This window comes from uncultured Streptomyces sp. (assembly GCF_947488945.1).
In the GTDB taxonomy this organism is placed as follows: Bacteria; Actinomycetota; Actinomycetes; order Streptomycetales; family Streptomycetaceae; genus Streptomyces.
The window spans coordinates 370,597-383,518 of the sequence record NZ_CANLBS010000001.1 but is presented as its reverse complement, the minus strand read 5'-3'; the positions used below and the strand labels follow the sequence as shown (position 1 = coordinate 383,518).

Genomic DNA, 12,922 nt, shown 5'->3' with positions numbered 1-12,922 from the left:
CACCCCCAGCGCCGGGCGGACCTCTACGCCCCGGCCACCCAGCGCCCCGGTGACGGAGGCCCTTCCATGGATCCGTCACCGGGGCGGGACGGCACCGCTCAGCCCGGATACGGGTCGTAGCAGTCCGGGACGGGGTAGTAGAGGGCGTTCCACGTCTTCGGGCCGATTACGCCGTCCTTCACCAGGCCGTGGCATCCCTGGATCCACTTGATCTTGGTTTGCGTCTTCGCCCCGAACTGCCCGTCGACCGCGAGCTTCGGCACTCCGCCCCACACGTTGCTCAGGCACTGCGCCTGCTTGACCGCCGCGCCGGTACTGCCCCGCTTGAGGGTCGGCCGGTTCGACGAGGAGGCGTAGGCACAGCCGCCGGGTGCGGCGGCGGAAGCGGTCTCCTGCGAAGGCGTTATGGCGGCGGAGGCCGAACCCGGCGCGGCTACCCCGAGCGTGGCGACGGCCAGCGCGGCGGCGCCGGCGAACGCGGCCATGCGATGCCCCAGCGGCGTACGCGACGGGGTGGTGCGGCGGAACGCGGTGACGGTGAGGGCCATGACGAAACCTCCGGTTCGGTCGTACGGCGGACTCCGCTTGTCGAGTCCGCAAGCCCCGCCACTCCTCGATGGAGCGCCGGGGCGTACTACGAACGTAAGGCCGAATGCCTGACTTCGGCAGGGCGTGTGACCGGCGCGAATGAAGCGCGGGACGCGGAATGGATCACGAACGCCCCGTCCTGCGCGCCGCGCACTCTCCCTCCTGCGGGGGAGATCACCAACCGGCGCCACGAGTTCCACTTTTGGCTGACGTGCTGTCCCGGCCACCGCAACTGGCTGCCGTACTCCCTCCGGCTTGCGGGTCGCCCCGGACCGTGCCGGACGATGCCCCGGATCGCGCCGGACGATGCCCCGGCCCGTGCCGGACGATGCCCCGGATCGCGCCGAATGACGCACCGGACCGTGCCGGCAAGCCGTTCACCCCTGCGGGGGAAAGGGCACCTCGGACGCGGGCAGCACCCGGACGGTCCGGTGCGGAAAGGCGAGGTTCCGGAAGATCTCGTTGTGATGGGCGACCGAGCGTGCGGGCGTTGCGTACGCTCCCGCAGCGGGGCGGACCGAGGTGGTGTGCCCGTCCGCGACCAGGACGAGGTCGTATCCGTGGCTCAGTGCCTGCCGGGCCGTGGTGTCCACGCAGATCTCCGTCGCGAAGCCGGTCACGACGACCTCGGTGATCCCCGAGTCCCGCAGGAGGCGGTCGAGTCCCGTGCCCAGGAAGCTGTCCGGGCTGTCCTTGCGCAGTACCGACTCGTAGGGGGTGGGCGCGAGTTCGGGTACGACCTGCCATGGGGCGGTCCCCGCCCGTAGCCCCCCGCCGTGGTCCTGGATCGTCACCACCGGCACCCCCGACGCTCTGGCCCGTTCCCGCAGCCCGGCGATCACCTCGACCGTCTCGGCGGCGCGGTGGGCGATGGCCACCGTCGCCACCTGCATGTCGATGACGAGCAGCGCGGACGCGGAGGGCACGGAGCGGTGCGTGGGTGGCATGGACACAACGGTAGTGGCGGATCGAAACGAGGAGCGCGGTACTTCCGGTCGCGGTTACCTTGGAGTCATGAGCAGCGTGGCGCGGTACATCGGGGCCGGGGCCTTCAGCGGGGCCGAGGGCTTCAGGTAGCTCGCCGGGACGGCCCCGGCGGTGGCGACCGGAGGAATCCCGTGGCACGCACCGCTCACCACCTGCATCCCCACCGTCCGTGGCGTACGAACCCTCCGGCGCCCGGGGCGTGGCACACCGTCGTACTCTTCGAACTCCGCTACTCGGCGGCCGACTTCTCTGCCGCCTCGCGGGCGGGGCGCCGACCGACTCCTGTCCGGGTGGTGCATCGGGTCGACGTGTACACGTTCCCGCGCCACCAACGCGACAGGACCGTCGGCACGGAAGCCCGGTGGCAGGAGCGGCGGGCGCGGCAGCGACTGCGTACGGCACGAGTCGCGCTGCTGCGAGCGGTGAACACCACCGGGGGGATGCGCGTCGAAGCGGCCGACGAGGTGGCGGTGCCGACGGCGAAGCACCGACGCTGCGCGATCTGGCTCGCTTGAACGGACCTCCTCAGAAGCTCACTTGAGGACCTGGATCACTTCGCTGCGCTCGTCGGTGTGCACGACGCGGGCGAGCGCGCCGTTGACGAGGGGGAGGTACGGCGCGACGTGGCCGCAGTCGACGTCGGCGAGGACCGGCACGCCGAGCGGGGCGAGAGCGTCGATCACCGCCTCGTGCTGGGTGAGGGTGGGACTGTCGGGGGCCGACGTGCGGCCCACGAGAACGGCGTTGGCCGCGTCGAAGAAGCCCGCCAGCCGCATGCCGTGCAGGGTGCGGCAGATGCTGAACGCATTGTCCTCGCAGGCCTCGACGTAGACGATCAACCCCTCGGGGGCGTGGGTGCGGGCGAAGGAGGACGTGTCCAGATACGGGGTGCCCGCGAGCGGAGCGAGTATCTCGGTGCAGCCGCCGACGAGTCGCCCCTCGACGACGAGTTCACCGTGGCCGCCCGTGTCGCCCGTGCCGTCCGTTCCGTGCGTGTTGCTCGCGTCGCCCGTGTCGAGGCGGGTCCACCGGCCCGGGGCGTCGAGGGTCAGCTCCGAGACTTCGGCGTTGGCGGCCCAGTCGTCCCAACCGGCGGAGCGATAGCGGCCGGGCGGTGTCTGTGCGAAGTGGTGACCTGCGGGCATGGTGACGATGTCGAGCCAGGAGACCAGCCCGTCGGGCACGCGGTAGGGCGTGTCCATGAGGTTGTTTCCGTGCACGGTGGCCACACCGGTGAGCAGGGTGAGCGGCGTGATCAGGGTCGAGATGTCGGAGTAGCCGACCATCCAGGTGGGTTCGGCGGTCCGCAGCCGCTCCCAGTCGAGGAGGGGGACCAGGTCGATCGCGGTCTCCCCGCCCCACGGAGGTACGACGGCACGGATCGAGGGGTCCGAGAGGAACGCGGAGAGTTCGGCGGCGCGTTCGGCGGCCGGCGCGCTGATGTGCCCGGACCCGTCCATGCATCGGCCGACCACGACCTCGTAACCGTGCTTCTCCACGCATCCGATCGCGAAGTCGAGTCGGGCGCGAAGCGTGTCGTCGACCCCGCTGGAGGGGGAGGTGACGGCGATGCGGTCGCCGGGGACGAGCGGACGCGGGTATCGGACGGTCATGCGCGGAGCCTGTCACGGGGTTGACGTCGGCGGACAGCGAATATTCCGGGCCCTGAGCGGGGCATCGCGGCAGTTGACGTTCCCCGACAGGTGTGCGCGGTCGCTCGTTCGGGTGTGCAGAACCGTTCCGCTGGGCGGACTGGGCGGAGAGGCCGGGTCACGGAATCTACCGTGACCGCAACAGCACACTCCGTGACCCGAACGAGGACACGGAGCGGCCCCCGGAGGTGTTAGAACACCGCGCCGAGGGCCTTCACACCAGTGGAAGTAGGCCACCAGAAATGTTGCGTCATGTTATCCCGCCCTCTTCGCGCTACACCAAGGCGTCGAACGACATCGTGCGGCATCCGCGTCTGAACAGTGACGCGAAGATCCTTCTGTTGTACGTCCAGGGGCTTCCGGGTGATGAGCAGTGCAAGCCGTTGGGTGAGCTGGCGCGACGGGCGAGGATCACGGGGCGTGCGTACCAGGCGGCGAAGACCGGGCTGAAGGAACACGGGTATCTCCACGAGGTCCGCCGTCAGGTCGAGGGTGGTCTGTGGGCGACGCGTCAGTTCCTGACGAACGTGCCGCTGTCGCCGGAAGAGGGCGCCCGCCGGCTGAGTGAGGACCCTTCGGACGCCGGGGTTCCACCGAGTACGCACGGTCCGACGGTCGGTGGACCGGGGAGCCGGTCGGCCGGTGGTCAACTACCCGGGGAAGACCACAGTGATAAGACCACTCCCCACCCACCCCCCGGAACGCGCGAGGCGCTGCGGAGCGTTGGTGACGGGGAGGTGAACGTGCCGGGGGGCGTGCGGTTGCCGGCGAAGGACCGGGCGTGGCTGGAGGAACCGTCCGCGCACGGCTGGGACGCGTCCGCGCACGGCTGGGACGCGGGCGGGGGCTGGGACGCGGGCGGAGGTGGGGACGCGGGCGGCGGCGGGGACGCGACCTCGGCCCGGACAGGGATCGGGAGCGAGGACGGGTGCGCGGTCCGGGAGATCGTCGCGGACACCGGGACTGCGGCGTGGGACTCGGAGGAAGTACCCGGCGCGGGCGACTTCAAGGCCCCGGAAGCGCCGACCATCACCAGCCGCGAACCCGGCGGCGCGACACCTGAACCGCCCGCTGCACCCGCGATCGCCCCCGCCCCGGACGAGTCCGCTCCGGAGCAGTCCGCGCCGGAGGAGTCCGACCCCGCGCACGCCCGCCGTCTGCGTGCCGCCGAGCGCGTGCTGCTGTCGCTGCGGCGCGCACGCCGCGAACTCCACCTCGGGGAACAGGAAGCACGCGCCCTCGCCCCCGACGCCGCCGCATGGCTGGCCCGGGGCATCACCGAGGACGACCTGCGCCACGCACTCCTCGCCGAACACCCCACCGACGGCATCCGCTCCGCCGTCGGCTTCCTCCGCCACCGCCTGAACCGGAAACTCCCCGAACCCCGGTTCGTCCCCGCACCGCCGCCGGTAATCGTCCCGCAGCCCCTGCGCCCCTGCGCGACCCCCGGCGACGAACACCTCTTCCGGCCCTTCGGTGACGAAACCGAATGCCCCCAGTGCCGCCCCCTTCCCACACCCCCCACCACCCCGTGGGTGACCGACGACACCCCCGACTTCCCACCCACCGCCACCTGGCGCGAACGCTTCACCATCGTCGCCCAGCAGGACGCCGCCCAAAGGGAGTGAGGCGATTAACCCGAGCGACGGCCACGGCGCGAGTAGACGAACCAGATCCACTGTTCGTGGGTCCTCTCTTGGCGCCCGTGTCACCGACAGGCTTCGCGCTTCTCAGTGCCCCATGTCTGCTGTAAGCCGCACTTTATGACGCTCTATCAGGCTGTGTTCGAACATGTTGAAGGCGTCGTTTTTTAAGCCGCCGCGATGGCTGAGTAGGTGAGCACGTCCGCCGGGATTTCGTGGTGCAGTCTCCAAATGATCCCCATCGGCTTGCTCCCCGCGTGGTCGACGTATTCGGCGGGGCCCAGCAGCATCCACGGCTGGGGCCCGCCGATGTCGGTCTTCTTGTAGCGGCGTACGAACAAGAGGATGTCAGTTCCGAGGTCCTTGTGGGTCTGGTAGCGGACGCCGGTGGGAGAGGCTGCCGACGTCTGGTTTTGAGACTCCCAATGGAACAGGAAATTGTTCTTTGCGTAGTCCTTATACCGAGTCTCAGGGGAGAAATCCTTCTCGTCTTTCTCCAGGGTGATGAGGAGGGCGTCGGTCTTGATGTTCTCGCACCACTTCACTCCCTCTCGGAAGTGACCCGGCATGAAGCCGCCCACGGCGGACTGTCCCACAGCCGGAAGGATCTCTTCCCGGCTGTACGAAGCATGGACAGCAAGCGGCAGGCCGGCGTTTCCGCCGAGCAGAGGGAGTGGGACATGATCAGCCTGGTCCAGTACGTGCGCGAGGACCTGGCTCAACTCGTCTCGGAACGCGGACTGCTCGCGCAGTGTGTCGAAGCCCGCTTGGTAGCTGGCGAAGCCACCACCAAGCGGCCAGAGCGAGAAAAAGAACATGCGGGCGTACGCCTGGTCCCGCTCGTTGAGGTCGTCATAGGCGGGGGCGTCATCGGTGAGGAGTTGCCCGTAGGCCGATACCCGCATCGGATCGTCCACGTGCAGGAAGGCGGACACGCGCTTGAGAAGGGCGGCTTCACCTTCGGGAGCGCTCGTTTTGAGCAGGTTCGCTCGCCGCAGCAGACCGGTCCATGAGTTGCCATTGCCGCGATAGAGCTCGTTGATGCCGCGGCCGCTCTCTCGCAGGTAGTCCGACAGGCGCACTTCGGCGTATGACGAGACTTCCCTCGCAAGCTGAGTGACGTTGACGGCGAGCTGATGGCGAATATTTTCAATGATCAACTCCTTCGCCTTCGTCTCCAGGATGATCTGGCAGCCGGAAGGGAGTTGTGGGAAGTCGCTCTCGACGTTGCTCAGCAGACGGTTGCGCGTGAGGTTGGTCAGTGCGCGGAGTTGCTCCTCGAACCGGAATTCCTTCCGGTGCTGGCCGATGAAGTCGAGGACGGTGAGCACCGCCTTCCCCTCGGTGCGGCGCAGCCCGCGTCCCAACTGCTGAAGGAAGACCGTTGCGCTGGAGGTCGGGCGAAGGAGGAGTAGCGTATCCACGTCAGGGATATCGAGACCTTCGTTGAACAGGTCCACGGAGAAGATGATCTGCAGAGTTCCCGCCCGCAGTTCGTCAAGAGCCGCCTTGCGTTCGTCGCGCGGGGTCTCGCCGGAGAGAGCGACGGCGGCAAGGCCGGCCTTCCGGAAGTATTCGGCCATGAAGTGGGCGTGGGCCACGGAAACGCAGAAGCCAAGTGCGCGCATGCGGCCCGGGTCTGTGACCTTGTCCTCCACTGCCTGGACAATGAGTCGGGCGCGTGCGAGGTTGCCAGTGAAAAGATTACCGAGGGCGGTGGCGTCATAGGCGCCGCGCTTCCACTCAATCGCGGTCATGTCGGTGTTGTCGGTGACGCCGAAGTAGTGGAACGGACTCAGTAGATCGTTTTCGAGGGCTTCCCAGAGGCGTATCTCGGCTGCGATGCGGCCGTCGAAGAACTCGTCCTGGATGTTGAGCCCGTCCATGCGTTCCGGAGTCGCGGTGAGGCCGAGGAGCTCGCGCGGGGTGAAATGATCAATGAGGCGGCGGTATGTCGGTGAGGTGCCGTGGTGGAACTCATCGATCACGATGACGTCGAAGTGATCGGGAGCGAGGCGTTCGAGCACCTGGGGAGACAGCGACTGGACACTGGCGAAGACGTGATTCCAGTTGTTCGGGATTTCGCCGCTGTAGAGAAGCTCACCGAAGTTCGCGTCGATGAGGACGTTCTGATAGACGCGCAGGGACTGCTCCAGGATCTCCTTGCGGTGGGCTACGAAGAGAAGCCGGGGGTTGCCCCCCATCCGCTGGCGGAGGTTCCGAAAGTCCAGTGCCGCCATGACGGTCTTGCCCGTCCCCGTGGCGGCGACCAATAGATTGCGATGCCGGTCATGCACCGTTCGCTCAACTTCGAGGCGTTCCAGCATGTCGCGCTGATACGGGTAGGGGCGCACTTCGAGCCCGGAGAGGGTAAGGGTGTTGCGTGCGGGCTCGGTTGAACCGCTGGCGTGCGACAGCGCTTCGTCCAGTCGCGGGCCGTCCTTGTCCGGATCGTACGACTCGAAGGAGGGGTCGCTCCAGTACGCGTCGAAGGTGGCCTCGAACTTCCTCAACACGGCTGGGGTGGCGACCGAGGAGAGGCGTACGTTCCATTCGAGACCGTCAAGCAACGCCGCCTTGGAGAGGTTGGAACTTCCTACATAGGCCGTGTCGAAGCCGCTGTTGCGCCGGAAGAGCCATGCCTTTGCGTGGAGCCGCGTGGACCGCACTTCGTAGTTGACCTTGACCTCGGCCCCGAAGTCGCGCACCAGGCGGTCGAGTGCACGCCGCTCGGTAGCCCCGATGTACGTCGTCGTCAGCACGCGGATGGGAACGCCTCGCGCGTGGGCCGTCGCGAGTGATTGCTCAAGGACGCGAAGCCCGTGCCACTTGACGAAGGCGCAGAGGAGGTCCACCCGATCTGCGGTCGCCAACTCCGCGCGCAGTTCGAAACCCAGGCTCGGGTCCTCCGGCGCGTTGGTGATGAGCGCAGTTTCCGAGAGCGGTGTCGCGGGGCGTATGGCGTACACGCCGGGCGCCTCCTGCTCAGCGATGGCCAGCAGTTGCCGGGGTCCCGCTGTGATCGGGTCGTCCCAGCCAGCCGAACCAGCTGCCCCCGGAAGCGACCCCAGTATGTGGTTGGCGGCCTGGACTTGCTGCGCGGGCTCAAGGCCGGTAAGCGCCTGCCGCACGGCCTGAGCGATGTGACGAGCAAGTACATGGGGGACGGAGTCCGAGCTCACTGCGCCGTCTACCGACTGGTTGCCGGATGCGTTCAGTTGCTTGAGCCGCTCTTCCAGCCCTTGGGTGAGAAGTGTTTCGTACAGACCCGCCACCGGAGCGGAGTCTGAAAAGTCGTCGCCCATGTGAATCCCCCATCCCAGCGCCTGTCTCACGTGCAGTTGTATCAAGTGGCACTGACACGTACACGCACGACGGCGCGCCCCGCCCCCGCAGGTCGCGCCGCCGTCGTACGTGTACGTGCACGTGCCCCGCCCGCCCGAGCCCGGAGCGGGCCCCGGGCGGACGGGCCCCGGGGTTCACGCCCCGCCGTGGCAGTTCCGGTACGTCTCGCCCGAGCCGCACCAGCAGGGGGCGGAGCGGGGCGGGGGCCAGGGGGTGGCGCGGCCTCGGGCGGCGAGGGTGGTGGCGTAGAGGGGGAGGAGTCCGGCGTCGGAGGGGGAGGCGGCCTCGGAGGCGGCGAAGGCCTCGTAGGAGGGGACGGTGCCCGTGACGATGCCGAGGTTGGGGGTGCCCGCGGCGTGCAGGTCGCGCAGGGCGGCCTCCAGGCGGGACAGGTGGTCGGGGTGGCTGACGTACTCGGACGCCAGTTCCGGGTAGCCGGCGAGGAGTTCGCGCAGCTCGTCCTCGGGCCAGTGCAGGACGGCGACCGGGAACGGCCGGGAGAGCGCCGTGCGGTAGACGCCGAGCTCGGCGCGGAGCCGGGCGATCTCGGCCTGGAGCTCGCCCGGGTCGGAGGAGCCCAGGGACCACAGGCGCTTGGGGTCGTGCAGCTCGTCCAACGGCACCGCCGCCGTGTGCAGGGTGTCGGCCAGCTCGTCCCAGGCGTCGTGGGTGACGCCCAGCAGACGGCGGACCCGGTGGCGTCCGGTCAGCAGGGACTGCGTCGCGTACGGGACCTCCTCGCCCGGCGCCAGCAGCAGCGTCAGGGCGGTGGAGAAGAACGCCTCCGCCTCGGTCAGCTCGTCGTGCGCCTCCAGGGTCTCCGCCGCGATCTCCCACGGCGAGGCCTCGCGCGGCGCTGCGGCGCGGATGCCCTCGATGATCGCGCGGGCCTCCGCCTCGTGGCCGTACTCCCAGAGGTTGGCGGCCTTGAGGGCCTTCACCAGGTGCGGTTCCTCGACGGGCAGTTCCTGGCCGGCGAGGAGCTGGTCGTAGAGGGCGGTGGCGCGGACGCGTTCGCCGGCGAGTTCCAGGTGGGCGGCCGCGCGCAGGGTCAGCGGCTCGTGGTCCTCGGGGTACAGCGCCGCGGTCCGCAGCAGGCGCTCGGCTTCGGTGATGTGCTCGGCAGGCGTGTCGGGGCGCATGCCCCACACCGTACTGCGGCAGGGGGAGCGCACGGGAGCACTCGGGGGCGGGTTCCGGGGCGTGCGGCGGGCGGGGCGGTGCGCCGCCTTCGGCGGGGCGCGCCCGGCGCACCGGTGTGAAGCGGGGATAAGGTCCCTGACGTGCTCAGAAGACGTCCCCAGGTGTTGTGGCTGCTGCTCCCGTACGTGTTGTACCTGGGGGCCCTCCCGTTCGTGAACCGCGTCACGCCGGTGGTGTTCGGGCTGCCGTTCCTCTTCGTGTGGCTGCTCGGCGCGACGGTGCTGACGCCGTTCGCCGTATGGATGACACGGCGGGGGGACCGCCGGTGAACGCCGCCGTCGCCACCTCCGTCTTCGGCGTGTTCATGGTCGCCACCGTCGCGCTCGGCCTCTTCGCGGTACGCGGCCGGGGCGGGGGCGGCGGCGGGCTCGCCGAGTGGTCGGTCGGCGGACGCAGCCTCGGCCCGGTCTTCATCTGGGTGCTGATGGCGGGCGAGGGCTACACCAGCTTCAGCTACCTCGGCGCCGCCGGCTGGGGCTACAACTACGGCGCCCCGGTCCTCTACGTCGTCGCGTACATGTCCTGCGGCTACGCCCTCGGGTACGTCGTCGGCCCCATGCTCTGGGCGTACGCGCGCCGGCACGGCCTGGTGGGGATCACCGACATGGTGGCGCACCGGTTCGGCCGGCCCTGGCTCGGGGTGCTCGTCACCGTGCTCGCCACGGTCTTCCTGCTGCCCTACATCCAGCTCCAGATCACCGGCATGGGTGTGGTCGTCTCGACCCTCTCCTACGGCACGATCAGCCTGGAATGGGCCTATTTCATCGCGTTCGCCGTCACCACCGGCTTCGTCGTGATCAGCGGGCTGCGCGGCAGCGCATGGGTCTCGGTCCTCAAGGACGTGCTGGTCATCGCGACCCTCGGTTTCCTCGCGGTCTACGTGCCGCTGCACTACTTCGACGGGTTCGGGCCGTTCCTGGACCGGCTGGTCGCCGAGAAGAGCGAGTGGCTGACCTTCCCGGGCCACGGGGACAGCGGGCTGGGGCAGGCGTGGTTCATCAGCACGTCGTTCCTGAACTCCCTCACCGTGGTGATCTTCCCGACCACGGTGGCGGGCTACCTCGGCGCCCGCGACGCGGACACCCTGCGGCGCAACGCCATGTGGCTGCCCGGCTACAACATCCTGCTCTTCGTCCCGATGCTGCTCGGCATGGCGGCACTGTTCGTCGTCCCCGGCCTCGTCGGGGCGGAGTCGAACCTGGCGCTGTTCAAGCTGGTGGTGGACGCGCTGCCGGCCTGGGCGGTCGGCGTCGTCGGGGTCGCCGCCGCGCTCTCCTCCATCGTGCCGATGGCGGTCTTCATGCTGGTCATCGGCACCATGTGGGGCCGCAGCGTGCTCAGCCACCTGCCCCGGCTGCGCGAGCGGCAGAAGGGCGCGGCCCAGGCCGTGGTGGTCCTCGCCGGCGTGCTGGCGTTGCTGATGACGTACACCGCGCCGAACACGCTGGTGCGGCTGTCGCTCATCTCGTACGAGGGGATGGCACAGCTGCTGCCGATGGTGCTGCTGGCACTGGTGTGGCGGAGGCTGACGTTTCGGGGGGCGTTCAGCGGGCTGGTGGTGGGCGTCGCCACGGTGTGCGTGCTCGTCTTCGGCGGCAACGATCCGGTGTGGGGCGTCAACGCGGGGCTGGTCGCGCTGGGCGCGAACCTGGTGGTGGCGCTGGCGGTGACCTTCGCCACCCGGCCCGACACCGACCCGCGGAGCGACGAGGAGATCCTCGCCCACGACGAGTTCGACCCGCCGACGGCCGTGCCGCGCCCCGTGGAGGCGTGAGCGCGCGGGAAGGCGCGGCGGGGGAAGGGGGAAGGGGGAAGGGGGTCGGGGGAGCAGCCGCGGGCCCCTGCTGCCGGCGCGGGCCGTCGTGTATAACGGCTGAAGGCCCTCGCGCGCAGCCGCGCGCCTCCGGGCCGGCGGGAACCGACCGGCGACCGCCCCGGACCGTGCGTCGAGCGCGGGCCCGGACGCCACCGGCCGCACCCGCACCCCCGTGACCACGGGGCCGCCGCCGAACCGACGAGGAGGAACGATGGGGCAGCGCACCGACCGCCTCCGCGACGCCCTCGTCCCGGCCGCGCCGCGCGGTCCGCACGGCGCGTTCGCGCGGCTGCTGCGTCCCGCCGGACTGCTCGTCCTCTTCGTGTCCCAGGTGCTGCTCGCCGACGGCGGCAGCCTCTCCGCGGCGGTGGCACTGGCCGCCACCGCCGCGGCCGGGTCCGCGCTCCTCGCCTGCTCGGTGATGAGCGCGCGGTGCGCCTCCCCGGTGCCCCGCACCCGGGTGCGCACCGCCATGCGCGACCGTGAGAAACGCACCGCGTTCCTGCCCCAGCGCGACCCCGACGCCCGGGGGCGCACGCGTCCCCGCGCACCGGGCCGGGCCCTCCTGACGGTCGCCGTGCAGGGTTCCGCCGCGTAACAGGGCCTTCCTCTCCGCCCTCCCCGTACCGGACACACCCCCTGCCCGGCCCCGTCCTGCCGCTGTTCGTTCCCACGGCTTCCCACGGCACGACGAGACCCCCGGAGGGCTCACCCATGTCCGCGTTCATGTCCGCTTTCGCGCACCTGGTCGGCGCACTCGCCGACCTGCTCCAGCCGCTGTTCCAGACCGCGTCCACCGCCGCCGCGATCATCCTGTTCACCGCCCTCGTCCGGCTCGCCGTGCACCCGCTCTCGCGGGCCGCGGCACGGGGCCAGAAAGCGCGCACCCGGCTCCAGCCGCAGATCGCGGAACTCCGCAAGAAGCACGGCAAGAACAACGAGCGGATGCAGAAGGAGCTGATGGAACTGCACGCCCGGGAGAAGGTCTCACCGCTCTCCGGCTGCCTGCCGAGCCTGTTCCAGATGCCGGCCTTCTTCCTGCTGTACCACCTGTTCTCCAGCCGGACGATCGGCGACGGTCCCAACGCCCTCCTCGGCCACCAGCTCTTCGGGGCCCCGCTCGGCGGACGCTGGCACGACGCGCTGGCGCACGGCGGGGCGTTCGGCGCGCAGGGCGTGGTCTACCTGGGGCTCTTCGCGCTCGTCGCGGTCGTCGCCACGTTCACCTACCGCCGCACCAAGCGGCAGATGGCCGCCAACCCGGTGGCGCCCACCACCGGCCCCGACGGGCAGCCGGTGCCGGGCCTGGGCGCGATGACCAAGATCATGCCGCTGATGTCGTTCGCCACCCTGATCACGGTGGCCGTGGTCCCGCTGGCCGCCGCGCTGTACGTCGTCACCAGCACCACGTGGACCGCGCTGGAGCGCGCCTACCTGTACCGGGACGTGCCGGTGACGGGCGAGACCGCGGTCGCCGCGGCGGCCTGACGTACGGGGGCGGCCCCGCGCCGCCCCCGTACGGCCCGGCCCTTTTCGCGCCGCCCCGTCGCCCCTCCCACGCCCTTCCTCCACCGGCCCGTTCGCGTTCCCCTCCGTGCACGGACGGTCCAGTCCATGAACGGGTCTTGCTTATTGATCCGATGTCTTGGACGATCGAACGAGGTTTCTGCTGGCCGCTACACCGACCG

Annotated in this window: 11 protein-coding genes; 6 read left to right on the top strand and 5 right to left on the bottom strand. The window is 69.9% G+C overall.

Features of this window, described 5'->3' with window-relative positions; all coding sequences use genetic code 11:
• Nucleotides 1-98: 98 nt before the first annotated feature.
• Together Q0994_RS01590 and Q0994_RS01585 are read right to left on the bottom strand one after the other, a co-directional pair.
• Nucleotides 99-548 (bottom strand): peptidoglycan-binding protein, encoded by a 450-nt coding sequence (locus Q0994_RS01590; RefSeq protein ID WP_299527832.1) that lies wholly within the window; start codon nt 546-548, stop codon nt 99-101.
• A 417-nt stretch (nt 549-965) separates the two neighbouring features.
• Entirely contained in the window at nt 966-1,535 is a 570-nt protein-coding gene (locus Q0994_RS01585; RefSeq protein ID WP_299527830.1) for an isochorismatase family cysteine hydrolase, read from the bottom strand.
• 171 nt (nt 1,536-1,706) lie between these two features.
• Between Q0994_RS01585 and Q0994_RS01580 the strand changes: the two genes are divergently transcribed.
• Nucleotides 1,707-2,090, top strand: coding sequence for a hypothetical protein (locus Q0994_RS01580; RefSeq protein WP_299527828.1), 384 nt, complete (start codon nt 1,707-1,709; stop codon nt 2,088-2,090).
• Between the two features lie 18 nt (nt 2,091-2,108).
• On the opposite strand, the gene Q0994_RS01575 is transcribed toward Q0994_RS01580, so the two are convergent.
• Entirely contained in the window at nt 2,109-3,188 is a 1,080-nt protein-coding gene (locus tag Q0994_RS01575; RefSeq protein ID WP_299527826.1) for a S66 peptidase family protein, read from the bottom strand.
• 782 nt (nt 3,189-3,970) lie between these two features.
• On the opposite strand from Q0994_RS01575, the gene Q0994_RS01570 reads away from it, so the two are divergent.
• Nucleotides 3,971-4,855 carry a hypothetical protein gene (locus Q0994_RS01570; RefSeq protein WP_299527824.1) on the top strand — a complete coding sequence of 295 codons (885 nt, stop codon included), beginning with the start codon at nt 3,971-3,973 and terminating at the stop codon, nt 4,853-4,855.
• A gap of 182 nt (nt 4,856-5,037) precedes the next feature.
• On the opposite strand, the gene Q0994_RS01565 is transcribed toward Q0994_RS01570, so the two are convergent.
• The gene (locus tag Q0994_RS01565) at nt 5,038-8,175 is read right to left on the bottom strand and encodes a DUF3427 domain-containing protein (RefSeq protein ID WP_299527822.1); all 3,138 of its coding nucleotides are present in this window, start codon (nt 8,173-8,175) and stop codon (nt 5,038-5,040) included.
• Nucleotides 8,176-8,349: 174 nt separating this feature from the next.
• Complete coding sequence (locus tag Q0994_RS01560) at nt 8,350-9,357, bottom strand: SEC-C domain-containing protein (protein WP_299527820.1); 1,008 nt, start codon at nt 9,355-9,357, stop codon at nt 8,350-8,352.
• Nucleotides 9,358-9,528: 171 nt separating this feature from the next.
• Between Q0994_RS01560 and Q0994_RS01555 the strand changes: the two genes are divergently transcribed.
• The 4 genes from Q0994_RS01555 (at nt 9,529) to Q0994_RS01540 (ending at nt 12,722) form a co-directional block, all read left to right on the top strand.
• Nucleotides 9,529-9,687: a DUF3311 domain-containing protein gene (locus Q0994_RS01555; RefSeq protein ID WP_363325524.1), complete on the top strand. Its 159-nt coding sequence runs from the start codon at nt 9,529-9,531 to the stop codon at nt 9,685-9,687.
• Nucleotides 9,684-11,192: a sodium:solute symporter gene (locus tag Q0994_RS01550; protein ID WP_299527816.1), complete on the top strand. Its 1,509-nt coding sequence runs from the start codon at nt 9,684-9,686 to the stop codon at nt 11,190-11,192. Before Q0994_RS01555 ends, Q0994_RS01550 begins: the two co-directional genes overlap by 4 nt.
• A gap of 253 nt (nt 11,193-11,445) precedes the next feature.
• Nucleotides 11,446-11,832 (top strand): DUF6412 domain-containing protein, encoded by a 387-nt coding sequence (locus Q0994_RS01545; protein ID WP_299527814.1) that lies wholly within the window; start codon nt 11,446-11,448, stop codon nt 11,830-11,832.
• A gap of 116 nt (nt 11,833-11,948) precedes the next feature.
• On the top strand, nt 11,949-12,722 hold the full coding sequence (locus Q0994_RS01540) for a YidC/Oxa1 family membrane protein insertase (protein ID WP_299527812.1): 774 nt from the start codon (nt 11,949-11,951) through the stop codon (nt 12,720-12,722).
• Nucleotides 12,723-12,922 lie beyond the last annotated feature (200 nt).

Coding starts and splice junctions, on each gene's coding strand:
- Q0994_RS01590 (WP_299527832.1), bottom strand. CDS start 548: ATGGCCCTCACCGTCACCGCGTTCCGCCGCACCACCCCGTCGCGTACG.
- Q0994_RS01585 (WP_299527830.1), bottom strand. CDS start 1,535: ATGCCACCCACGCACCGCTCCGTGCCCTCCGCGTCCGCGCTGCTCGTC.
- Q0994_RS01575 (WP_299527826.1), bottom strand. CDS start 3,188: ATGACCGTCCGATACCCGCGTCCGCTCGTCCCCGGCGACCGCATCGCC.
- Q0994_RS01565 (WP_299527822.1), bottom strand. CDS start 8,175: ATGGGCGACGACTTTTCAGACTCCGCTCCGGTGGCGGGTCTGTACGAA.
- Q0994_RS01560 (WP_299527820.1), bottom strand. CDS start 9,357: ATGCGCCCCGACACGCCTGCCGAGCACATCACCGAAGCCGAGCGCCTG.
- Q0994_RS01545 (WP_299527814.1), top strand. CDS start 11,446: ATGGGGCAGCGCACCGACCGCCTCCGCGACGCCCTCGTCCCGGCCGCG.
- Q0994_RS01540 (WP_299527812.1), top strand. CDS start 11,949: ATGTCCGCGTTCATGTCCGCTTTCGCGCACCTGGTCGGCGCACTCGCC.